The following is a 22038-nucleotide window of genomic DNA, read 5'->3' as shown; positions in this document are numbered from 1 at the left end:
GTCACGGCGGATCCGTCCGGGGGCGGGACGAGCTATCGTCGGAGGGATCGCACGTCCGCCGCCCGGTGAGGAGCCCCGATGTCCGCCCCCGATCCCCGCACCGAACTCCTGCGACTGCGCGCCAGCATCGACAACATCGACGCCGCGCTCATCTTCATGCTGGCCGAGCGGTTCCGCTGCACGCAGCAGGTCGGGGTGCTCAAGGCCGAGCACGACATGCCCGCCTCGGATCCCGGCCGCGAGGAGCAGCAGGTCGCGCGCCTGCGAGCCCTCGCCGAGGAGGCCCACCTGGATCCGGAGTTCGCCGAGAAGTGGTTCAACTTCGTGGTCGCCGAGGTCATCCGGCACCACACTGAGGCCGCCGAGTCGCGCTGACCCGGCGGCCCCACCGGCGGGTCAGCCCGCGTAGCTCGTGTCGTTGACGGACAGCACGGTCCAGGATCCGCGCGCGTAGCGGAGCTTGTTGACCGCGCCGTTCTCCATGGCGCCGTCCACCGTCGCGCCGAGGGACTCCAGCAGGCACGTGATCGACATCCCGCTCGAGACGGCGAGGATGCTGCCGCCGTTCCGCATCGGCAGCGTGCGATCGGTCGCGGCCGCGGTGAGCGCATCCTTCATGCGTGCGGCGACCTGGGCCCAGGTCTCCGCGGCGAGGGACTTGTCGGGGTTGCTCGCGACGAACGCGTCGATGATGTGCGCGAGCGTGTCGAGCGGGCCTGCGGCGGCGAGCTGCGGGAACGCGGTCGACTGCTTCTCGCCCTCCCAGCCGCCGTACGCGACCTCGCGCAGGCCGGCGACGCGCGTCGGAGTGAGGGACGAGCCCGCCGCCGAGAGGATCCCGCTCGCCGTCTCGAAGTGGCGCATCATGTCGGCGGAGTACGCGGCGTCGAACCCGCCGATCTCGGCGGCGAGATTGCGACCGACGGCCTCGGCGGTCGCGCGGCCCGCATCGGTGAGCGGCGAATCGGACCACCCCTGGATCCGGCCCGTCTGGTTGAGCCAGGTCCTGCCGTGGCGGACGAGGTACACGGTGATGGCGCGGTTGGGCTGCGCGCTCGGTGCGGCGACGGCAGGAGCGGCACCGGCCAGCGCGAGCGTGCCGGTCAGGGCGGCGCCACCGAGCGAGAGCAGGGCGGTGCGACGGGAAAGGTCGGGCATGTCATCTCCTTTGATGGGTGGAATCCGAAAGCCATACGACGTTAAGTATTCGGATGGCGAAAGCCTAGTGGTGTTCGAGTTTCGACGATGCGAGCAGTTTCAGACTTCATGACGGAAAGTGCGCGTTTTGCCGTAAGATCAATCACGGTCACGCATTCCTGTGACTGAAGCCCGCCGAGGAGGACGCATGACCGACCCGAACGAGAACCTCGCCCCCGGCGCCCACATGCGCGCCGAGCTCGACTCGCAGCCCGAGATGTGGGAGCGCGCGGCCGGCATGGCGGCCGAGCAGGCCCTGCTGCCCGCGAAGGGCCAGCGCGTCGCCGTGATCGGCTGCGGCACGTCGTGGTTCATGGCGCAGTCCTATGCCGCGCTGCGCGAGCGCGCGGGCTTCGGCATCACCGACGCCTACGCCGCGAGCGAGGCGTTCATGGACCGCGGCTACGACGCCGTCGTCGCCCTGACCCGCTCCGGCACGACGACCGAGGTGCTCGAGCTCGTCGACGAGCTCACCGGATCCGGATCCGCGCCCCGCGTCATCGGCGTCATCGGCGATGAGACCTCGCCGCTCGTGGGCATGGTCGACGACGCGATCCTGCTGCCGTTCGCCGATGAGCGGTCCGTCGTGCAGACCCGCTTCGCGACCACCGCGCTCGCGCTGTTCCGCGCCTCGCTCGGCGAAGACCTCTCCGCCGCCATCGCCGATGCCCGCACCGCGCTCGCCGACGTGGATCCGACCCTCGCGGGCGCCGACCAGTACACCTTCCTCGGACGCGGATGGACCATCGGGCTCGCCCACGAGGCGGCGCTGAAGATGCGCGAGTCGTCGCAGTCGTGGACCGAGTCGTACCCGTCCATGGACTACCGCCACGGCCCGATCGCGATCGCCGCCCCCGGCCGCATCACCTGGCAGTTCGGCGCCGCCCCCGAGGGGCTGGACGCCCAGGTCGCCGCGACCGGCGGCCGCTGGGTGCAGCACGCGATCGACCCGATGGCCGACCTCGCGCGCCTGCACCGCGTCGCGCTCGACCGCGCTCTGGCCAAGGGGCTCAATCCCGACGAGCCGCGCAACCTCACCCGTTCGGTCATCCTCGAGGACTGAGAGCAGGCGATGACGATCCCTTCCGGCGGCGCCACCGTGGGCGACGCCCGCGCGCACGAAGCGGCGGAAGCCGCCCGTGCCGTGCTCGATGTGGTCACCGATGCCTCGGGGGACCCTCTGGTCCCGCGCCTGGATTCCGGGACGGCGGCCGAGCTCGGTGCGGGCGCCCCCGTGCTGGCGTTCGACGTGGGCGGCACCGACATCAAGTCGGCCCTGTTCGACGCCGAGGGCGTCATGCTCGGACTGCGGCGCACGCCGACCCCGGGTCCGGGCGCCGACCTCCCGGAGCGGCTGATCGCCCGGCTGGTCGAGCTCGGTGCGCAGCTGCGCGAGGAGCATCCCGGGGCGGATCCAGCCGCGGTCGGACTGGTCGTCCCCGGCATCGTCGACGAGGTCGCCGGCGTCGGCGTCTTCGCGAGCAACATGGGCTGGCGCGATGCGCCGATCCGCGCGCTCGCGGAGGAGGCGTTCGGCCTGCCGGTCGCCTTCGACCACGACGTCCGCACGGGCGGCTGGGCCGAGCACGTGCTCGGCGGTGCGCGCCCGTATCCGAACTCGATCGTGCTCATCATCGGCACGGGGATCGCCGGGGCGCTGCTCCTCGGCGGCGTGCCGTTCACCTCGGGCGGCTATGCCGGCGAGGTCGGCCACTCCCCGGTCGCCGACGAGCCGCTGTGCCCCTGCGGCGCGCGCGGCTGCCTCGAGGCGATCGCCTCCGCGGGGGCGATCGCCCGTCGCTACACCGCGCGCAGCGGGATCGCCGTCGAGGGCGCGAAGGAGGTCATCGCACTCGCCGCCGAGGGCGATGAGGCCGCCGCCGAGGTCTGGGACGAGGCGCTCGACGCGCTCGCCCTGTCTCTCGCGCAGCTCACCGCCGTCATCGCACCGCAGGCCATCGTGATCGGGGGCGGGCTGTCCCGTGCGGGCGGCGCACTGTTCGACGAGCTGGAGACGAGGCTGAGGGCGCGCCTCAGCTTCCACCGCATCCCGGACCTGGTCCCGGCGCAGCTGCTGGGCAACGCGGGGATCCTGGGCGCGGCTCTGCGCGCGAGGAGTCTCGGATGATCGTCACCGTCACGCCGAATCCTGCGCTGGATCTCACCTGGCACGTCGATCGGATCGTGCCGGGCGGGACGCATCGCGCCGACACCGGCGTCGCTCGGGCGGGCGGCAAGGGCCTGAACGTCGCGCGGGTGGCGCACGCGCAAGGGGCTGTCGTCCTCGCTCTCGCGACCTCGGGCGGGGAGACCGGCGCCGAGTTCGCCGCCGAGCTGGCCTCCTCTCCGGTCCCGCACGAACTCGTCCCCGTCGAGGGCGCGACCCGACGCAGCGTCGCCCTGGTCGACGAGCATCTCGGCGACACCACGATCGTGAACGAGCGCGGCATCAACCCGACGGTGCAGGAGTGGGACGCGCTGAAGGCCGCCGTGGTGCGTGCGCTGAGAGCTTCGACGGCCGAGGCGTCGAAGCCCGTCCTCGTGCTCTCCGGATCCCTGCCTCCCGGCGCCCCCGACGACCTGCTGCCGGCGCTCATCCGGATCGGTCGCGACGCCGGCGCGATCGTGATCGCCGACACGTCCGGGCCGGCGCTGCTGGCCGCCGCCGAGGCCGGCGCGACCGTCCTCAAGCCCAATGCCGCCGAACTCGCCGAAGCCACCGGCATCGAGGATCCCATCGCCGGGGCGTGCGAACTGCTGCACCGCGGAGCCTCGCTGGTTCTGCTCTCCCGCGGGGCGGACGGGATGCTGGCGGTCACCGCGGACGAGGTCGTCCGCGCCCGGCTCGCCCACCCCCTCGCCGGCAACCCGACCGGTGCGGGCGACGCCGCGGTCGCCGCGGTCGCCGTGCTGATGGCGCAGGGCGAGAAGGATCCGACCGCGCTGCTGCGCCGGGCGACCGCCTGGTCCGCCGCCGCGGTGCTGATGCCCCTCGCCGGCGAGATCCACCCGACCTGGCCCGACCTCGAGTCCTCCCTGCTCATCGACAGCCCGTCTCTGACGGCGCTGAGCCGACCGTCCACCGAAAGGACACCCCGATGACCCTCGTCTCCGCCCGCGACCTCGTGCACGACGCGTCCCGCCGCGGCACCGGCGTCGGCGCGTTCAACGTGATCCACCTGGAGACGGCCGAGGCCCTGGTCGCCGCATCCGCCCAGGCCGAGCTGCCGGTGATCCTGCAGATCTCGCAGAACTGCGCCGACTACCACGGCGGCCTCGAGCCGATCGCGCTCGCGACCCTCGCGGTCGCCCGGCGCGCCGCCACCCCGGTCGCCGTGCACCTCGACCACGCCGAGCGTCCGGAGCTCGTGGACGAGGCGATCGGTCTGGGCTTCGGCTCCGTCATGTTCGACGGCGGCGCGCTCGACTACGCCGAGAACGTCGCGCTCACCGCGCAGGTCGTCGAGCGCGCCCACGCCGCCGAGGTGTACGTGGAGGGCGAGCTCGGCGAGGTCGGCGGCAAGGACGGCGCGCACGCGCCGGGTGTCCGCACGGATCCGCAGGAGGCGCGGGCCTTCGTCGCGGAGACCGGCGTCGACGCCCTCGCCGTGGCGGTCGGATCCTCGCATGCGATGACCGACCGGACCGCGGCGCTCGACCTCGACCTCATCGGGCGCCTGCGCGAGGCCCTGCGCGGCGCCGGGGAGGACGGCGTCGACGTGCCGCTCGTGCTGCACGGGTCGAGCGGCGTGCCGGATGACGCGATCGCGGCGGCGGTGCGCGCGGGCATGACCAAGATCAACGTCTCCACGCATCTGAACGGCTTCTTCACGCGCGCGATCCGGGAGAGGCTCGAGGCGGATCCCCGACTCGTCGACTCCCGGAAGTACCTGGCCCCCGCCCGCGACGCCGTGGCCGGCGAGGCGGCGCGCCTGCTGCGCCTGTTCGCCGGATCGGACCAGTCGTGACCGGGTTCCGTTTCGAAGCGCGCACTTTGCCCGATCTTCGCCCGGAATGCCGTCATCTGCGCGCTTCGAACGAGGGATCCGGAGACGCCGGGTGAACCGGGCGAACCGGCTGACCGCGATCCTCGACCTGCTCGCGGCGCGGGGGGACGTCTCGGTCGAGGAGCTCGCGGAGCGCTTCGACGCCTCCGCCGCCACGATCCGCCGCGACCTGGACAGCCTGTCCGAGCGGCGGCTGCTCACCCGCACCCACGGCGGCGCGGTGGCGCAGTCCGTCGCGTACGAGCTGCCGATCCGGTACAAGAGCCACCAGCGCACCTCGCAGAAGGAGCGCATCGCGCAGGCCGCGTCGGCGCTGGTCGCGCCCGGGTCCGTGGTGGGCCTCTCCGGCGGCACCACCACGACGGCGATCGCGACGGCTCTCGCGGCGAGGGAGGATCTCGCCGACCAGGGGCTCACGGTCGTGACGAACGCCGTCAACATCGCGGCCCAGCTCGCCACCCGCCCCGACATCAAGGTCGTCGTGACCGGAGGGGTGATCCACTCCCGCAGCTACGAGCTCGTGGGCCCGTTCGTGGAGCAGCTGCTCGCGGGCATCGCGCTCGACATCGCGTTCATCGGCGTGAACGCCGTGTCCGCGGAGGGCATGGCGAGCACGCACGACGAGCGCGAGGCGGCCGTGAACCGCATGATGGCGAGCCGGGCCCGCCGCGCCGTGATCGTCGCGGACTCCTCGAAGATCGGCGCCTCCGCGTTCGCCGCGGTCGGCGGATCCGACCTCTTCCCGACGCTGCTGACCGACGACGGCCTCGCCCCCGCGGACCGCCGCTCGCTCGCCGACGCCGGCTTCGACGTCGTCCTCGCGGACTGAGCCGACGGGGGCCGCCGCGCGAGGTCCCGGGCGGCGGACCCCTGACGGGGCCTGGTGACGTCAGGCGAGCAGGGTGTCGCCGATGAATCCGTCCTCTGTGCATCCGGGCGGAATCGCGAAGACGGCGGATCCGATCGGCGTCGTCCATTCGTTGAGGAGATCGAGCTCGTCCAGCCGACGCTGCATGGGGGTGAACTGGCGCTCGATGTCGGCCTGGAAGGAGACGAAGAGGAGGCCCGACTCGGAGACCTGCGTCCCCGTCGGCCGCTCGTCGTAGTTGTACGCGCGGCGGAAGATGCGCTCGGATCCGTCGCCGCGCGCCCGGCGCACGTGCGCGAACTGCGGGATGACGGGGAAGCCGATCGAGGTCTTCGCCTCGAAATCCGGTTCGTCGAACTCGGCGGTGCCCGTGAGCGGCGCCCCGTTCGCGAGGGTGCGCCCGACGGCCGCGTCGCGACCGGAGCGGTCGAGGCGATCCCATTTGTCGAGGTCCATCCGGATGCGGCGCACGACCATGCCGGTGCCGCCCGCGAGCCAGCCGTCCGTTGCCCAGACGACCTCGTCGAAGTCGTCCGTTCCGGGCCGGGGGTTCGTGGTCCCGTCGACCTGCCCGAACAGGTTGCGCATCGTCGTGCCCGGGCGTTCCGTGCCGTATGCGCGCCGGAACCCCTGCTGGGTCCAGCGGAGGTCCGCGAAGCCGCGGGCGTCCTTGAGCAGCATCCGGGCGGCGTGGGCCACCGTGAGGGGATCGTCTCCGGCGATCTGCAGCAGCAGGTCCCCGTCGGAGAACTCCGGCCGCAGCTGATCGACGCGGAAGGCGGGCAGCGGGGCCAGCCATCCCGGGCCGGATCCGCCCGTCCGCGCCACCAGGCCGGAACCGAAACCGAACGTGACCGTGAGGCGCGCCGGCGACTGCGACAGCTCTGGTTCGGAGTCCGCCAGGGCGGGATTCCCCTGGGTGAGCCGGGCCGCGTCGTCGGTCAGGATCCGCAGCAGACGGGTGAGCGCGAGACGGTCGACATCCTCGTGGAGGTCGAGCGCGAGGAACAGGCCGTGCGCCTGCGCATCCGTGTCGATCCCGGCCTGATGCACGCCGAAGAACGGCACGGTCTTCTCGCCGTTCATGGGTGCGGCGGCGGGCGCGGGCGCCTCCGATCGACGGTTGAGGACGAGGTCCGCGCCCACCGCGGCGACCGCGCCGGCCCCGGCGACAGCCCCTCCGAGGAGGAACTGCCGCCGGGTCGGCCGTGTGCGACGGGGGTGCGCGCCCTCAACGGGCGCGGGCATCAGTGGCCCGCGCCCTTGTGGCCGTCGTCGTAGTTCTCGTTCGCCCCCGAGTAGTCCTTCACGGGCGCCGTGAAGCGGTACGTCGAGTGGTCGGAGAACGTGAGCGTGAAGGTCGCCTCGGATCCCGCCTTCAGCGGCGCGGTGAGATCCATCAGCATGATGTGGTTGCCTCCCGGCTCGAGAGCGAGCTCTCCGCGCGCGGGGATGACGAATCCGCCCTTGATCTCCCTCATGACCATCTCGCCCGACTCGTTCGCGACGGTCTCATGCAGCTGCAGCATGTTCGACGCCTCCGAGGCGACCGAGACGACCGTCACGTCGTCGCCGCTGCTGTTGGTGAGGGTCCCGAAGGTCGCGGACATGCCGTCCTCGGCCGACTTCACCCAGGCGTTCTCGATCGTGACGACCTCGCCTGCGGGTGCGGTCGTGACCGCGGCGGGCGCCGTCTGCGCGCTGCATCCGGTCAGCGCGATCAGTGCGACAGCGGCGAAAGCGGTGAGGCGGGCCAGCCGCGTGGTGGTGGTGTTCATTCGTTGTGCCTTTGCAGATCATCTGCCGCGTCTTCACCGGTGTCCGGTGCCGCGGCGGCCGTCCGGGGACGGCGAAGGAATCGGAAGAGGACGAAGCCGAGCACAGCGATCGCCGCCCCGACTCCGCCGATGAGCAGCACCCGCAGGGCGCCGCTGGATTCGTCTGCGATCTGATCCGAGGTGTTCGTCCTGATCTCCGGCCGTGCCGACGCGCTCCCCGCGCCGGCGGTGCTCCCCAGGGCCGGGGTTCTCCCTGTGGCCATCGGGTCGGCGTCGCCGATCGTGAACGGGACGACGCCCGCGATCGGGTGTCCGTCCGCGGACACGACCTGCCACCGCAGCTGGTACCCGGCGGTCGGCATGCCAGGCTTCAGCTCGGCGGTCAGCATGTTCCCGAGCACCTCGGCCCGTCCGGCCACCCAGTCCGTGCCGGACTCGTCGACGACGAGCACCACGGCGCCCAGCCCCGAGTCGTCCAGCATGAGGAGATTGCCGGAGAAGGTCATCGAGATGCTCGTCGGCGCGGTGGCGAGTCGCTCACCGTCGCCGGGAGTGCTCGAGATGAGCTGGTCATGGGCGGACGCGGGCGCCGCCGTCGTGAGCACGACGACGGCGGCCAGCGCCAGCCCCGCCGCATATCTGCGGAAAGGGGACATGAGTCAAGGACCTCTCGACAGGCGCCCACAGGGCGCCGTTCGTACGTTCGGATCCCCGCGCACGAGTTCGCGCGCGGGCAGGACGCACTGCACGACGGAGGCCGTCGTCAGCGCGGTTCGGATCAGATCGCGGAGAGGGCAGGCGGGGCGCGCCCGCGCAGCGTTGTCAGGTGAGGGGCATCCGCAGGACGCACGACGTGGAACGCGCCCCACAGGGCGGGCTTCGTCTCCTGCGGCGGCGTGACGACGACCACGACGGCCCGGCGGCGCAGCCAGCGGACGGCCTGCGCAGCCAGCTCACGGATCGCGAGGACGAGTCGCTCGCCCCAGTGCAGTGCGGCGACCGTCATCGCCGCGGCGACGGCGTGCCCGGCCCACATCGTCCCGTCCGCGGCGACCGCTTCCGGGAGGATCCCCGAGGCTTCGGGAAGCATCTGCGGCATCCCGTGCACATGCGGCCGCGGAGCCTTCGACGGCGTGATTGTGCCGAGCACGAAGAGCGTGTGGAACAGGAGCTGGCTCGCGGCCACCGACAGTCCGAGGCGGACCAGCGAGAGCTTCCGCCCGGCGAGCAGGACGCACACCATGAGCGACAGCAGCCAGGGCACGAGCAGCCCGAGAGGGCCCGGCATCTCGCCGCCGCCCGTGACGTGACCGGCCAGGGCGATGAAGATCGAGAGTGTCGCCGCCGCAAAGCCGCGGACGACCGCAGGCTTCCGGGACGCGAACACGCCCCCAGTCTGTCATGAGTGGCTTCGACCTGCGTTCGGCGGTCGTCCCTCACCACCGGCCGGAAAACCGGAGTCCTGCACAGATTGCAGAAGGCGCTCACCACCTGAGGCATGGTCGTGACAACGTGGATCCCGCGAGCCAGAATGGGGGCATGATCATGACGGAGCCGCAGGTGTGGACGCTGATCGGAGTGTTCGCGGCGGTCATGCTCGGGGGCATGACGCTCATGACGACGCTGCTGACGCGCACGATCTCCGCGAAGTCCGACGCCGCCGACAGCCGGATCGAAACCCTTCGCGTGGAGATGAACGCGCGATTCGACACGATGGACGTGAAGTTCTCGACGCTCGACAGGGAAGTCGCGACACTCGCCGAGCGGTTCTGGCGCTCCTGAAGAGCGCGCCTTCACCAGGCGGTTAGCGTGACAGCAGCACGATCGCTCCCGGCGTGATGAGCGCGGCCATCACCGCGAGGATCCCGCCCGCTGCCCACGCCTGCCGACGCCGGAACGCCGACACGACCTCGGTGCGCAGCGCTGCGAACGCCGTGAGGTCGGCTTCCGGGGGTGGCGACGAGCCCCAGGTCTCGGGGACGACGGCGACCCGGTCCAGCATCGTGACGTCCGCCGGCGTCAGGATCCGCGGGGCGTGCTCCAGCCGCCGCACCAAGGCCTCGGCGCGCAGCACCTCGACACGCGGCGGCTTCTCCTTGATCTGGATGCTCTTCGCGCCGACGATCGCGAGGATCGGCGTCGCGTCGACTGTCTGATGCGTCGCCGCGCCGAGAATCTTCGCGGCGCGTGTCGCCTCGAAATCCGCGTTGCGCAGGTGGTCGGTGCGCTGTCCGTTCACGAGGATGCGATGCCCGCCGACCCAGACTTTCGCGCCGTCGTGGTGCTTGGTGTTGATTGTGAAGACGCCGCCGGGACCGATCACCACATGGTCGATGTCGCTGCCGCGCTTCCCGACCGGCACGGCATGCAGAGTGCGCCACTCGGGGCCGAGCCGGTCGAGGATCCGGCCGACCTCGAGTTCGCCGATCGCGCCGAGATACCAACTCTGGGCGTCCGGCGAGAGCGGCGTCCTTCCGAACAGCCGCTGCACCCTGGTCCTCGGAGGCGTCGCCGCCTGCACACGCAACGCCTCGGCGATCACCGCGGAGCCAGGTGTGCGGAACCGCAGCGCATCGGGGAGGACAGCGCTTGCGCCGATCGGTGGATGTCCGGGAACCTCGCGGACTGCAGGCCGCGGCTCTTCCCCCGCGCGTTCCTCGCCGACGACGGCAGGTCCGTCCGGCGTCCTCACCGTTTCCAGACAAACGAGGCAGCACACGGTCTTGGCGTCCGGCTCGTACACTGCCTCGGTGCCGGCGGGCAGGGCCGTTCCGCAGACCCGGCAATGGCCTGCATGGCGCAGCCGCATCCGCTTCGCTGACGGATCCTGAGTCGTCATGCCTGGAGCGTAGCGACGGCGGACGGTGGATGGCAGAGCCGGTTCACGACAAGGGGCGCGGAGCGGGACGACGACGCGTCTCTCCGCTCCGCGCCCCTGTGCTCACGGGGTCGCGCGACGCAGCACCAGGTACGAGATCCCGGCGAGCGCGGCGACCGCGACCAGACCCCACAGCGCCAGCCCGAGCACGCCCATCGCGGCCAATCCTTCGCCGACCTGCCGCCACAGCTCGAGCCGGGTGACGAGGAACACCAGCCCGACCAGGACGAGCGCCGCTCCGACGCCCACGAGCGTGACCGCCAGAGTGCCCGCGCGCTTGAAGATCGTCGCGCCGGTGAAGCCGAGCAGGAACAGCAGCAGCCCGAGCGCGAAGTACGACAGCCACACGGTCAGAGGACCCGCCTGCCACATCCACGGCACACGGAACAGGAAGCCGTTCGTGCCCCAGCCGTTCGTCGCATCCTCGATCCAGCCGCCCAGCAGGAACACGGCGGCCAGCGCCGCGGATCCGAGGGTCGCCGTCGACAGGGTCCCGAGGAAGAAGTCGCGCCGGGTCACGCTGAGCGCCTGCGAGAACGGGAAGGTCAGGGTGAGCGCCTGCAGGCCGAGGGCGAAGAAGTACCAGAGCGGAGCCTGGCCGGCGCCGCTGTACTTCGGCCCGTCGACCGGGATCATCGCGAAGATCACGATCGACAGGGCGCTCGCCGCACCCAGGATGATCAGCGGGATCCACACCCAGGTCATCTTGTTGACCAGCTGAAGCCTGACCACCTTGAGGATCCGGGACATCAGCGCGCCTCCTTCGTGAGAGTTCCGGCAGCCGGAACGGCTTCGGATCCTGATCCTGATCCGCCTTGCTCGCGCTGGGTGAGCCGCACGACGAGCTGCTGCAGCGATACCGGGGCGAGATCGAGACCGGCGTCGAGCACGGCCGCGCGATCGGCCTCGGTGAGGCGGCCCAGCACGGTCACCGAGGCGACCCTGCCGAGCGACTCGCGATGCAGGATCTCCTTGCCGGCGGCCCAGTCGTCCACGGCCGTCGCATCGCCGACCACGGTCGACGCGCGCTCGCGCACGGCGTCGGTCTCCTCGTCGAGGAGGATGCGTCCGTCGTCGATCACGAGCACGCGCTCGATGAGGTTCGAGACCTCGTCGATCAGGTGCGAGGAGAGGATGATCGTGCGCGGGTGCTCGACGTAGTCCTCGAGGAGCCGATCGTAGAAGATCTGCCGGGCGACGGCGTCGAGCCCGAGATACGGCTCGTCGAAGAACGTGATCTCCGCCCGCGAGGCGAGGCCGATGATCACGCCGACCGCCGAGAGCTGCCCGCGGGACAGCTTCTTGATCCGGCGCTTCATCGGCAGCTGGAACTCGGCGACCAGCCGATCGGCCAGCTCCTGGTTCCAGTTCGGGAAGAACAGCTTGGCGGCGCCGAGCGCGTGGATCGGTGCGGCGTCGTCGGGGTACTTCTGGCTCTCCCGCACGAAGCACACGCGGCTCAGCACGTGCGCGTTCTCGTACGGATCCTCGCCGAACACGCGCACCTCGCCCGAGGTCGCGAAGTTCTGCGCCGTGAGGATCGACATGAGCGTGGTCTTGCCGGCGCCGTTGCGGCCCAGCAGACCGTAGATGGTGTCGGCCTCGATCTCGAGCGAGACCTGGTCGAGTGCGAGCTTGTCGCGGTAGCGCTTGACGAGGTTCGACACCTCGATGACGGCGGTCATGCGCGGTTCCCTTCGGTGAGTGCGGTCGGTGCGCCGTTCGCGGCGCGTTCGCGCAGCAGAGCGGCGAGGTCGTCGGCGTCGAGCCCGAGCGTGCGGGCCTCGGCGAGGAGCGGGTCGATGAAGCGGTCGGCGAACACGGTGCGGCGTTCGCGGAGCAGGATGTCGCGGGCGCCGACGGCGACGAACATGCCGATGCCGCGGCGCTTGATGAGCACTCCCTTGTCGGTGAGCATGGCCACTCCCTTCGCGGCGGTCGCGGGGTTGATCCGGTAGAAGGCGGCGAGCTCGTTCGTGGACGGAGCCTGCGCGTCTTCGGAGAGCGTGCCGTCGACGATGGAGTCCTCGATCGCCTCGGCGATCTGGAGGAAGAGCGGACGGCCTTCGTCGATCACGGATGTCCTCGCTGTGGTCAGTTGGTTAGTTACTTGACTAAGTAACCACTGAACCTGGGAAGTGTCAAGCGCGGTCCAAGCTCCGGAGTCCTCTCAGGAGCGGGGATACGAGGGGTTCGGAACGATCTCGAGCGGACCGGACGGCGTTTCGCGCGTCTTCATGGCGAAGAACCTCTGAGCCGGGAGCGGTGCGGCCTAGAGTTCGCGTGCGATCCCTTCTGCGACGTGATCCTCCTCCGTGATGCCGTTCTGCTCGGGCATCGGAGCTCCTGAACAGACCCCGGTGAAGTCCGCGGAGATTCGGGGCACGGGAACCGTCTCGGACAGAAGCACGTAGCGGTTCCCCAGTTCTCGAGACTGTTGATCGAGGATCCGGCGCCAGCATTGCGCGGCGCGGATCATGACGGCATCGCCGGGAGCGGTTCCTTCGGGCAGTTGCTGGAGAACGTCGCGAATCGTCGGCAGCGATGCTCCGAACTCCTGCGACCAGCGGATGAATCGCACCTGAGCCAGCGCGAGAGGGGTGAAGCGCCGCTGGTTCCCTGCTGAACGGTGGCTCGTCAGCAGTCCCTGATCATCCCAGAAGCGCACCGAGGAGGCTTTGACTCCGCCCTGCATGGCGAGCTCGCCGACGCTCATCTCCGACCGCTGATCGTGCTGACCGGCATCCATGGGACGAGGGTAGCCCCGCGTATGCGGAGAAGACACGTTGACTTCGCGTCGACTCGAAGTTGCACGATCAGCCTCATGGAGAACAACGATGACAAGATCCTGGTGATCGGCGCGACGGGGCACATCGGAAGAGCGCTGATCGATCGTCTCGGCAAGAGCGTGAACCAGTCGCCGCTGCGGGCGCTGGTGCGTCGCCCCTCCGCGGCGAAATTTTCGGCGGGCGTCGAGGTCGTCGCCGGCGACCTCACAGATCTCGACAGCCTGGAGGCGGCGCTCGCCGGTGTCGGCCGTGTCTTCCTCATCTGGCCGCTGGGGAACGCCGAGTCCGCGGACGCCGTCGTGAGCGTGATCGCCCGAAGCGTCCGACGCGTTGTCTACCTTTCAGCGATCGGAGTCCGGGACGACAGCGCCGAGGCGCCGGATCCGATTCTTCAGTTCCACACCGACATCGAACGGACCCTTCGGGCGACACAGATGGAATGGACGTTCGTGAGGTCGGGTGGGATGGCCACGAACACGCTCGGCTGGGCCGGTCAAGTGCGCGCGTCGTCGACCGTGCGCTGGGTCTATGGGGACGCAGCGCGTGCGTTGACCCACGAAGCGGATCTCGCAGAGATCGCGGAGACCGCCTTGGTGACCGACCGTCTCATCGGCGCCGCGCCCCAGATCACGGGATCGTCCGTCCTGACGCAGCGAGAGCAGGCTGCCCAGATCGGCAGTGCCATCGGTCGGCCGGTCACGTGGTTCGAAGTTCCGATCGATGATGCGCGCGACAGGCTGATGGCTTCCGGGTGGTCACGAGCCATGGCGGACGGCGCTTTGCGGGCCTGGGCCCACACGATCGACAATCCGGAGGTTCCGACCGACGACTTCTTCGACATCACAGGACGGGCCGCACGCGACTTCCGGCGCTGGACGATCGATCATGCGGAAGATTTCCGGTGAGCCCGCCACTCGCTGACTCGGGCGTCCGGCGGTACTCGGGCAGAGACCGGGACCTGTGGCCGATTGCTTCAATCCACGCGGCTTGCTGTCGCGACACGATGAGCATTGTGAAGGAGCCGAGGTGTCGTGTCGGCGATCTGGTGGACCGCGCGAGTGAAGTGGGCCTGGTCGGAGTAGCCGGCCTTCGCGGCGGCGTCCGCCAGCGGCGCGCCGGCGGCGACGAGCGCGCTGGCCTTGTGGAACCGCGCAATCGATCGGAGTTGCACGGGCGGCATCCCGAACTGCTCGACTGTGAAGCGTTGCAGCTTGCGGGGAGACCATCCAAGCTGTCGGGCCATGAGGTCGATTCGCTCACCGGCCAGGGCGCGGCGCAGCACCGTCTGTGCAGCCAGGCGACCGTGCTTGTCGGGAGTGAGGCTCGCGAGCCGGAGACGAGTCCAGGCGGCGAGATACGTGGCGGCGAACACAGGCTTGTGCTGGGCGGAGAGGATGAGCTCTTCCGGGGCCGGCCCCAGTTCTCTTCGCTGGTTCAGCATCAGCGATGCCGAGTCCCCGGCCAAGGAAGCCAAGGTCCCCGGCGGAAGGCGTACACCGATCGTCGTGCTGCCTGCGCGGCGGTCAAAGTGCTGTGCTGCGGTGTCGAATCCGGCCAGGAAGATGGCGCCTCGCCACAACATCACGTCGGACGCCAGATCAGGAAGGACCCGCGTCTCACCGGAGCCGGCGGACACCCACACGGTCAGGCCGGTCCGCGCATCCAGCCATTCTTCGAACACGGCTTGCAAAGCTCCAATGAAGGGAAGCACTGACAATGAACACTAACTCGCACATCCAGAGCCGGCACGTCAGCCGCGTGATCGACGCTGCACCCGACGACGTCTATGACGTGCTGGCGGATCCCGGCAATCTACCCGAGTGGGCTCGAGGCCTCGCGAGCTCTGAGGTCCGGCGAGACGGAGCCGACCTCCTCGTCGATTCTCCGATGGGGGAGGTGCGAGTTCATTTCGTCCCACGGAATCCGTATCGAATCGCCGACCATGACGTGACTCTGCCGTCGGGAACCACAGTGAACAATCCACTCCGCGTATTGGCTCACCCGAACGGGAGTGAAGTCGTGTTCACGGTGCGGCAGATCGAGCTCACCGACGATGAGTTCGAACGGGATTGCGCAGCGGTCGCCGACGACCTGGAAAGGCTGAGCGACATGGTCGAGCGCCGATGATCCGTGTGGCTCGTCCGATCGGCTGAGGAGGCTTCAGTGACAGGACATGGGGGAACAGTGAGCGGCGACGGTAGCGCGGATGTGCAGGTCCGGTTTGCCGCCGCAGAGTCGTGGAGCGATGTTGAGGAGCTCTTCGGTGCGTCGGGCGCTTCGAATGGGTGTTGGTGCCAGTATTGGCTGCTCGGCGCCGAGTACCATCGCCGTGATCGTGCGGGGAATCGTCGTGACTTCGGGGCGCAAGTACATGCTCAGCGGGCTGGTTTGATCGCGTACCGTCACGGTAAGCCGGTGGGATGGGCACGACTTACGCCGCGTTCTGCGCTGTCATGGCTGCCTAAGCGATTCCCCCGCTACGGCTTCAGTGCGGATGATCCTTGGTCGCTCTCCTGCTTCTTCACTGCGCGCGTTGCGCGAGGGACAGGAGTGATGGGTGCCCTGGTGGACTTTGCCGGGCGCTGGGGCGAGGAGCATGGTGAGGTGGTGGAGGCATACCCGATCGACCCCGGTGTGGACGGAGCAACGCAGAACCGTTTTCCTGGCGTGCTTCCTACGTTCCTCAGCGCTGGGTTTGCCGAGGCGGGCCGTCTCAGCAGAGACCGTGTTGTCGTTCGAAGGAACCCAGGATGATGCCCCAGCTGCGCACTGACTACGCGGCAAATGTCGTCATGTGGGCCTTGCGAGGGGACGCGGGTCGGATACGTTCTTCCAAGCGGGCTTGGGGAGGTCCAAAGTGACACGTGACGACATGAGCGGGGTCGGATCTTCCACGTCGACACATGGGTCTGCAGTTCTGACCGTCGGGGAGGTCGCTGAACGGGCAGGCGTTACGCCTTCCGCCGTGAGGTTCTATGAACGTCACGGCCTCATCGACAGCGAGAGGTCGTACGGCAATCAACGACGTTTCACGGACTCCGCGGCGTGCCGGATCCTCGTCGCGAAAGTCGCCCAACAGGTAGGGCTCACGGTCCGCGAGATCGCTGAGCTGTTCGTCGCCCTGCCTGTTGAACCCACCCCGGAGGACTGGCGGGTCATCGCGACCGCGTTGATCGTCGACGCCCGCACCCGCATCGCGCGACTTGAGACGACGCTTCAGGAGATCGCCTCCGGGCGGATGCTCTGTGAACTGCCCTCGCGAAGTCAGCGCAGGTGATGAGGGCTATTGCGCGGTGGCGGGGTGAGTCGTCGGCACGGAGAGGCCTGACGGTGCAGAGCAGAGCACGGTCGGCAGTGGAGAGCGGCGCCAGTCCAGGGTTCAGGTCACTTTGGCCACGGTGCCGATGAAGACAGTGATGACGACAATCGTGCCCAAGGTCGACAGAGCGGTGCACCACGTGGCGACCTGTTGGAGAATGCCAGGTCGAGCGGCCGTCAGAAACAGTGCCAATGCGCAAAGTGCGGTAACGGCCAGTGTGAGCCCGCTGAAACCCCACCATGCGGTGACGGTTTCGCATTGCGCGGTGGTTCCCGCGTCAGTACACATCGCGACACCGACTCCGGCCAGATACCACATCGGAAGCAGCAGCACGGCGACCCCTGCGACGCACCCGGCGATAGTCCGAACCACCCAGGGGTGGAGGGAGTGAGGCCGGCTGACGTCCGTCATCGCTGAGCCCCAGCCCTTGCGGGTGCGGTCGCTGTGCTCGCGCCCAAGACCTGGGCGGTGGCGTCCAGAAGAGCTGTCATGAGAGGAGTTGGCGCCGCAGCGCGTCAGCGTCGAAGTACTGACGGTCATGTGTGACTTTGCCTGCAGCGTTCGCGACGAGCACTTTGGCGTAGTCCACAGTGAAAGTCCGGCCTCGCGCAAGGGGAATGAGTGTGCGGCCGGAGAACGTGAGATCAGCCGAAGAGGTGCCCCGGCCGGTTACTTCGTACGCCACAGACCCGGCTGAGACGTACACGCCCCGAACTTCCTCGGTGTAGTCAGGGAAAGCAGCGAACCAGGCCCGGCTCCATTCCAGCGTCTGGCCCAGATCGAGGTGCATCGTCGAGGTGAGTCGAAACTGATACGAGTCATCACAGGTGGCGCGCCAATCATCCCAATGCTGCCGACTCCACGCCTGTTGCACCGTGCGCTGGATACGTTCTATCTCCACAGTGCGCTCCTTTCCGCTTGCCGAATGATGAGGCCCCGGACAACCGAACCCGTGGGACTGCCCGATGACATCGGGATGGTAGGACGTGAACCAAAGGTGAAGTCAACGCCGGCTGACAGGCGGCACGTCAGGATGATCGTTCTCACGAGAGAAGGCGGCGTAGATCCGGTCGGGTGGTCAGCACGCCACGTTTCCCGTGATCTGAATCGTCCGGCTGCTGCGGACCGTGAGGGCAAGGGTGGTTCTCCCGTCGCTCGTGTTGAAGAAGACGATGGGAGCGTCCCCTGCACCGGAAGGGATCTCCTTGTGATTGTCGAGCTGCAACGGCGAATCCTTGCTCTGGGCATCGTTGAGTACGAGGAAGGTGATCTCCGTGTCGGTCGCGCCGGTGGGGGGAATGATCCTGACCGTCCACGAATGCAGATACCCCTGACCGTTGGAGCAAGCGCTGAACGACGGCTTCTCGGCGCCGTCGATGAGATGAAGCTGCGTCAGGCGATCCGTGTACTCGCTGATCTTCTGGGCGACAAGCGGTCTGTCGTCACGTTTCACGGGCTGAGGTGCGCAACCCGCGGTGGCCGTCAGTGCGCACAGGAGCGCACTGACGGCCAGAGCCATGGTCGGCTGTCGGCGCTTGCGCAGTGTGGTGAGCATGGTGATCCGTCCCCCTCAGATTGTTCGGTGATGCGGGCGGTGCGACGTCGGCGACCGCGAATCCGAGACGACACCATGTCCGGATTCGCGGCATTGTCGGCCGAGCGGACCATCGATCCAGCCGGAGACGATGGACTTGTCATCGTCTGGTTCCGCCGCGCGGTCTCGAGGCGGTGGCGGCACCGTTTCGAGGTCATCGTCGACGATGCGGCCTCGAGTTCGAGCGTGGTTGCCTCTCCTTCCACTCTCGTGTGCCGAGTCCTCGGTCGCGACAAGAGCTTCCGCGGGGCTTTCCGGCTACTTCGGGAGAGCGTAGAACTTGAACCAAAGGTGAAGTCAACGGCCGCCAACCGTCCCGGACTCTGTCGAGCGCCTCCGCCGGAACCTACGAGTCCCGGCCCGCGCGGCGCGCAGGCGCGCGGATCGGGGCTACGCCGGGTCGACGACGGCCGCGCCGGTGCGCAGCAGCAGGGTGAGGACCCAGTCCTGGTCGTTCGCGAGCGGATCCTCGCTGTACGCGGGGTTTCCGTCGACCGCGCTCGGGAGCACGAACGCGCTCGTCGCGGATCCGTCGGGGTGGAAGCTCACCAGGTTCGCGCGGAAGATCTCCTCGGCCTCCGCATCCATCTCGGCCGTGCGCAGGCGGTCGGGCAGCTGCGTCAGGGCGACCGCGCTGAGCACGCTCCAGTGGTGCGGGAAGACATCGCCCCAGCGGCGCAGGGCGCCGAACCAGAATCCGTCCCAGTGGCGGATCCCGATGTGCCGCATCCGCGCGTGTGGCTGCGGACCGGCGAACGCGCGCAGCCAGCGCACGCTCGTGCGCAGCGGTTCGTCGAACGCCCCGGGCTCGAGCCGGTCGGCCAGCGCGTAGAGGGAGACGAGGGGTGCGACCATCGACTGCTCGTAGTTCACCTCGTGGCCGGGCAGGTCCGGTCCGAGCGCGGCGAAGTGCCGGGCGGTCTCGAGCAGCGCCCGCCGGAGGCGATCGGCACGGTGCGCCTGCCCCGCGTCGTCCAGCAGCGCGGCGATGTGGAGGGCGGCCTCGGGCTGTCCGATCGAGAGATGCCGGGTGGCCCCGAGCTCGTAGCTGCGCTCGAGGATCGTGGCGGCGAGCTCGAGATCCGCATCGGCGCCGGAGAGCCCGAACTGGTCGGCGAAGAACTGCGCGAGCCAGGGGGAGTTGTAGAGCCGAGGCGTGGAGACGGCGGTGACGCTGCCCCAGCGCGGGGCTCCCGTGTCGTCGAGCAGCCGTGCGCGGGCGAACCGCGCCCAGTCGGCCAGCGGCCGATCCGCCTCGGCGCCGATCCACCCGCGGATCCGCGCCTGCTGCAGCAGGGTCGGCATCGCCACGCGCTCGGCGCCGTCGGACCAGTCCGGCCAGCCGCTCGTCAGCTGCGGCAGCCCGGTGCGGGTGTCGAACGGCACGAACGCGTGCGCGTCCGCTCCGCCCCGGTAGCCGGTGCGCTGCCGATCCAGGATGAAGCGCGTGCGCGCCCTGGTCAGGGCCTCGACGGGTGCGTGGAAGAACAGGGCCGTGCGATCCTCGCCGACGCGCACGTGCACGATCCCATGCCGGTCCGCGCGCACCACGGCTCCCCCGGCCGACGCCTCGACGATGGCGTTCTCTTCGGCCTCGACCTCGGTCGCGCGGAGGCCGGGGAGCATGATCCCCTCGCCGGCCGGACCGGAGAGCGACGCGGGCTCCCACCCCGCCCGCACCGCCGTGCGCGCGTCGTCGGTCGAGTCGTGCCAGCGCACGGACCAGGCGAGCGCGAACTCCTCGCCGGGAGCGAGCACGATCGGCGTCTGCCCGCCGAACGCGGCGGGGCTGCGCCCGGCGTCGGTCGGATGCAGCACGAGGTGGCCGCGCACGTTCGACGACGTGCTCTGGTTCCGCGACTCGACCGAGTACGCGTCCAGACGCCCCTCCGTCAGCTGGAGCGTGAGCACCGGGCCGCGGCCCGACATCGGCTGCCCCAGCACCCAGGAGTTCCGCCCGCCGGTCCAGACGTGGGCGTGCACCCCGTGCGCCAGCGAGGTCGCGGCGTCGTCGTACACGTCCCGGAACGGGGTGACCACACCCAGGGACGCGATGGTCAGCGGCTCGGCCGAGCGGTTCGTGAAGACATACCGCTCACGGAACTCCTCGGCCGCATCCCGCACGATCTCCACCCCGAGGCGGGAGCCGAGCAGGGTGGTCGAGCGGGATCCGCGCTCCGTCGCCTCGATCGTGTCCGGGGCGGCCCATCGGGCCGACACGGAGCCGATGACGAACCCGGTGCCCCAGCGATGCTCCGCGGTGTGCCAGGCATCGAGTCCCTCGCGCAGGAGGTACCGGATCCCGGGATCCGCGTCGCTCAGGAACGCCAGCGGGGCGCCCGAACGCGGATCGACCTCGACCCGTCCGCCGGCGATGCGCAGGCTGCGCAGGGCGGTCATCCCCGAGGGCGGGCGAGCGGCTCGTCGAGGCGGTAAAGCTCCGCGTCGAAGGTGTCGAGGGCGTGCTTGAGGGCGCCGACGAGCACGGTGCGTTCGCCCAGGGTGGAGATCGCGAGCTCCGGCACGCGCAGGCAGAGCGGCTTCAGCGCTGCCGCGAGCGGTCGGACGAGGTCGTCCTGCGCAGCGGAGACGCCGCCGCCCAGCACGACGAGATGCGGATCGAGTGTCAGCACGAGCGCGGCGACGCCCTCGGCGAGGTCGGCCGCGTACCGGGTGACGGCCCGCTCCGCATCGGCGTCGCCGGCGGCGGCCGCCGCGAACACGGCCTTCGCGTCGAAGCCCTTGGCCCCCGTGGCCCGGCCGTACTCGGTGAGGTGTGCCGCGGCGCGATGCCACCCGATCACCGGGAGCGCGCCGATCTCGCCGGACATGCCGTGCGCGCCCCGGTAGAGGCGTCCGTCGATGAGGATCCCCGCGCCGGTGCGGTGCCCGCAGTGGATGTAGACGACGTTCCCGAGCCCGGTGGCGACGCCCTTCCAGGCCTCGGCGGTCGCGGCGAGGTGGCAGTCGTTCTCGATGACGACCGCGCCGTCGTACTGTTCGCGGATGGCGCCGGCGAGATCCACCCCGGACCAGTCCGGCAGCGCATCGGAGAGGCCGACCGTCCCGTCCGCATCGACGGTGCCGGTGGTTCCGACGCACACGGCGCCGATGCGGTCGGCGGTCACCCCGGCCTTTCGCAGCGCCGCCCGCGCGGTCTTGTGCATCGCCGACAGGCGCGCCGCCCTGCCGTCTTCGGGGGAGACGGCTCGGGTGGTCTCGCCGACGATCCGGCCGGAGAGATCGGCCACCGCGGCGCGGATCGTGGCGGAGCCGATGTCGATGCCGAGGACGTGCCCTCCGTCGTCGCGGAACCCGTAGAGGCGGCCGGGGCGGCCGGGCTGCCCCGCGGGGGCCGCGACGCTCGTGATCCACCCGGCGGCGTCGAGGGATTCGACGATGCCCTCGACCGTCGGACGGGAGAGGCCCGCCTCGGCGGCGAGATCGGTCAGGCTCCTCGGATCGCCGTCGCGCAGCAGCGTCATGACCGCGACCGTGTTCTGCCGGCGCAGCAGTGAGGTGTCGCCTGAGCGCATCCTGACGTCCTTTCCACCTTCGGCCCCGAGTCCGTTTGACAACCGAGCTCTCACGATTATATTAATGAAATA

26 protein-coding genes are annotated in these 22038 nt (G+C 69.8%); 10 read left to right on the top strand and 16 right to left on the bottom strand.

Annotated features, from left to right (window positions below; all coding sequences use genetic code 11):
* Positions 1–78: 78 nt before the first annotated feature.
* Positions 79–375 carry a chorismate mutase gene (locus tag ACIPY5_RS08475; protein ID WP_045271589.1) on the top strand — a complete coding sequence of 99 codons (297 nt, stop codon included), beginning with the start codon at positions 79–81 and terminating at the stop codon, positions 373–375.
* A gap of 21 nt (positions 376–396) precedes the next feature.
* On the opposite strand, the gene ACIPY5_RS08470 is transcribed toward ACIPY5_RS08475, so the two are convergent.
* Positions 397–1158 carry a histidine phosphatase family protein gene (locus ACIPY5_RS08470; RefSeq protein ID WP_309341276.1) on the bottom strand — a complete coding sequence of 254 codons (762 nt, stop codon included), beginning with the start codon at positions 1156–1158 and terminating at the stop codon, positions 397–399.
* Between the two features lie 187 nt (positions 1159–1345).
* Here ACIPY5_RS08470 and ACIPY5_RS08465 point away from each other — a divergent pair, with 187 nt between their 5' ends.
* From ACIPY5_RS08465 to ACIPY5_RS08445, 5 genes are all read left to right on the top strand, one after another.
* Positions 1346–2260, top strand: a complete 915-nt coding sequence (locus ACIPY5_RS08465; RefSeq protein ID WP_400969177.1) for an SIS domain-containing protein — start codon at positions 1346–1348, stop codon at positions 2258–2260.
* 9 nt (positions 2261–2269) lie between these two features.
* Positions 2270–3325 carry an ROK family protein gene (locus tag ACIPY5_RS08460; protein WP_400969174.1) on the top strand — a complete coding sequence of 352 codons (1056 nt, stop codon included), beginning with the start codon at positions 2270–2272 and terminating at the stop codon, positions 3323–3325.
* Positions 3322–4299: a 1-phosphofructokinase family hexose kinase gene (locus ACIPY5_RS08455; protein WP_400969170.1), complete on the top strand. Its 978-nt coding sequence runs from the start codon at positions 3322–3324 to the stop codon at positions 4297–4299. Before ACIPY5_RS08460 ends, ACIPY5_RS08455 begins: the two co-directional genes overlap by 4 nt.
* Complete coding sequence (locus tag ACIPY5_RS08450) at positions 4296–5165, top strand: ketose-bisphosphate aldolase (RefSeq protein WP_400969167.1); 870 nt, start codon at positions 4296–4298, stop codon at positions 5163–5165. Before ACIPY5_RS08455 ends, ACIPY5_RS08450 begins: the two co-directional genes overlap by 4 nt.
* A 91-nt stretch (positions 5166–5256) precedes the next feature.
* The gene (locus ACIPY5_RS08445) at positions 5257–6033 is read left to right on the top strand and encodes a DeoR/GlpR family DNA-binding transcription regulator (protein ID WP_400969164.1); all 777 of its coding nucleotides are present in this window, start codon (positions 5257–5259) and stop codon (positions 6031–6033) included.
* 60 nt (positions 6034–6093) lie between these two features.
* Here ACIPY5_RS08445 and ACIPY5_RS08440 read toward each other — a convergent pair whose 3' ends face one another.
* From ACIPY5_RS08440 to ACIPY5_RS08425, 4 genes are all read right to left on the bottom strand, one after another.
* Complete coding sequence (locus ACIPY5_RS08440) at positions 6094–7320, bottom strand: Dyp-type peroxidase (RefSeq protein ID WP_400969161.1); 1227 nt, start codon at positions 7318–7320, stop codon at positions 6094–6096.
* The gene (locus tag ACIPY5_RS08435; protein WP_400969158.1) at positions 7320–7850 is read right to left on the bottom strand and encodes a copper chaperone PCu(A)C; all 531 of its coding nucleotides are present in this window, start codon (positions 7848–7850) and stop codon (positions 7320–7322) included. The genes ACIPY5_RS08440 and ACIPY5_RS08435 overlap by 1 nt, the downstream gene beginning before the upstream one ends.
* A complete protein-coding gene (locus ACIPY5_RS08430) occupies positions 7847–8506 on the bottom strand; it encodes a copper resistance protein CopC (protein WP_400969155.1) in 660 nt (219 codons plus the stop codon). The genes ACIPY5_RS08435 and ACIPY5_RS08430 overlap by 4 nt, the downstream gene beginning before the upstream one ends.
* 122 nt (positions 8507–8628) lie before the next feature.
* Positions 8629–9237 carry a hypothetical protein gene (locus tag ACIPY5_RS08425; RefSeq protein ID WP_400969152.1) on the bottom strand — a complete coding sequence of 203 codons (609 nt, stop codon included), beginning with the start codon at positions 9235–9237 and terminating at the stop codon, positions 8629–8631.
* Positions 9238–9389: 152 nt separating this feature from the next.
* On the opposite strand from ACIPY5_RS08425, the gene ACIPY5_RS08420 reads away from it, so the two are divergent.
* Complete coding sequence (locus ACIPY5_RS08420) at positions 9390–9632, top strand: hypothetical protein (RefSeq protein ID WP_258133200.1); 243 nt, start codon at positions 9390–9392, stop codon at positions 9630–9632.
* Between the two features lie 22 nt (positions 9633–9654).
* Here ACIPY5_RS08420 and ACIPY5_RS08415 read toward each other — a convergent pair whose 3' ends face one another.
* The 5 genes from ACIPY5_RS08415 to ACIPY5_RS08395 all read right to left on the bottom strand — a co-directional run bounded on the left by ACIPY5_RS08415 (position 9655) and on the right by ACIPY5_RS08395 (position 13477).
* A complete protein-coding gene (locus ACIPY5_RS08415; RefSeq protein ID WP_309341292.1) occupies positions 9655–10341 on the bottom strand; it encodes a nuclease-related domain-containing protein in 687 nt (228 codons plus the stop codon).
* Positions 10342–10791: 450 nt separating this feature from the next.
* Positions 10792–11478 carry a hypothetical protein gene (locus ACIPY5_RS08410; RefSeq protein WP_309341294.1) on the bottom strand — a complete coding sequence of 229 codons (687 nt, stop codon included), beginning with the start codon at positions 11476–11478 and terminating at the stop codon, positions 10792–10794.
* A complete protein-coding gene (locus ACIPY5_RS08405; protein WP_309341296.1) occupies positions 11478–12413 on the bottom strand; it encodes an ABC transporter ATP-binding protein in 936 nt (311 codons plus the stop codon). The genes ACIPY5_RS08410 and ACIPY5_RS08405 overlap by 1 nt, the downstream gene beginning before the upstream one ends.
* Positions 12410–12805, bottom strand: coding sequence for a GntR family transcriptional regulator (locus ACIPY5_RS08400; protein WP_400969146.1), 396 nt, complete (start codon positions 12803–12805; stop codon positions 12410–12412). The genes ACIPY5_RS08405 and ACIPY5_RS08400 overlap by 4 nt, the downstream gene beginning before the upstream one ends.
* A 195-nt stretch (positions 12806–13000) precedes the next feature.
* Entirely contained in the window at positions 13001–13477 is a 477-nt protein-coding gene (locus ACIPY5_RS08395; protein ID WP_400969143.1) for a MerR family transcriptional regulator, read from the bottom strand.
* 75 nt (positions 13478–13552) lie between these two features.
* Here ACIPY5_RS08395 and ACIPY5_RS08390 point away from each other — a divergent pair, with 75 nt between their 5' ends.
* Positions 13553–14422: an NAD(P)H-binding protein gene (locus tag ACIPY5_RS08390; protein ID WP_400969140.1), complete on the top strand. Its 870-nt coding sequence runs from the start codon at positions 13553–13555 to the stop codon at positions 14420–14422.
* 68 nt (positions 14423–14490) lie between these two features.
* On the opposite strand, the gene ACIPY5_RS08385 is transcribed toward ACIPY5_RS08390, so the two are convergent.
* Positions 14491–15198 carry a helix-turn-helix domain-containing protein gene (locus ACIPY5_RS08385; protein ID WP_400969884.1) on the bottom strand — a complete coding sequence of 236 codons (708 nt, stop codon included), beginning with the start codon at positions 15196–15198 and terminating at the stop codon, positions 14491–14493.
* A gap of 35 nt (positions 15199–15233) precedes the next feature.
* On the opposite strand from ACIPY5_RS08385, the gene ACIPY5_RS08380 reads away from it, so the two are divergent.
* Both ACIPY5_RS08380 and ACIPY5_RS08375 read left to right on the top strand, forming a co-directional pair.
* Positions 15234–15644, top strand: a complete 411-nt coding sequence (locus ACIPY5_RS08380) for an SRPBCC family protein (RefSeq protein WP_400969137.1) — start codon at positions 15234–15236, stop codon at positions 15642–15644.
* Positions 15645–16389: 745 nt separating this feature from the next.
* Positions 16390–16794, top strand: coding sequence for a MerR family transcriptional regulator (locus tag ACIPY5_RS08375; protein ID WP_400969881.1), 405 nt, complete (start codon positions 16390–16392; stop codon positions 16792–16794).
* A 102-nt stretch (positions 16795–16896) separates the two neighbouring features.
* Here ACIPY5_RS08375 and ACIPY5_RS08370 read toward each other — a convergent pair whose 3' ends face one another.
* From ACIPY5_RS08370 to ACIPY5_RS08350, 5 genes are all read right to left on the bottom strand, one after another.
* A complete protein-coding gene (locus ACIPY5_RS08370; RefSeq protein WP_400969134.1) occupies positions 16897–17169 on the bottom strand; it encodes a hypothetical protein in 273 nt (90 codons plus the stop codon).
* Between the two features lie 154 nt (positions 17170–17323).
* Positions 17324–17737 carry an ester cyclase gene (locus ACIPY5_RS08365; protein WP_400969131.1) on the bottom strand — a complete coding sequence of 138 codons (414 nt, stop codon included), beginning with the start codon at positions 17735–17737 and terminating at the stop codon, positions 17324–17326.
* A 177-nt stretch (positions 17738–17914) separates the two neighbouring features.
* Positions 17915–18391 carry a hypothetical protein gene (locus ACIPY5_RS08360; RefSeq protein WP_400969128.1) on the bottom strand — a complete coding sequence of 159 codons (477 nt, stop codon included), beginning with the start codon at positions 18389–18391 and terminating at the stop codon, positions 17915–17917.
* Positions 18392–18820: 429 nt separating this feature from the next.
* Positions 18821–20830: a hypothetical protein gene (locus ACIPY5_RS08355; RefSeq protein ID WP_400969125.1), complete on the bottom strand. Its 2010-nt coding sequence runs from the start codon at positions 20828–20830 to the stop codon at positions 18821–18823.
* A complete protein-coding gene (locus ACIPY5_RS08350; protein ID WP_400969122.1) occupies positions 20827–21966 on the bottom strand; it encodes an ROK family protein in 1140 nt (379 codons plus the stop codon). Before ACIPY5_RS08350 ends, ACIPY5_RS08355 begins: the two co-directional genes overlap by 4 nt.
* Between the last annotated feature and the right edge of the window lie 72 nt (positions 21967–22038).

The organism is Microbacterium sp. NPDC089698 (genome assembly GCF_044749045.1).
Lineage (GTDB): Bacteria > Actinomycetota > Actinomycetes > Actinomycetales > Microbacteriaceae > Microbacterium.
This window is presented reverse-complemented; position numbering and strand designations above follow the sequence as displayed.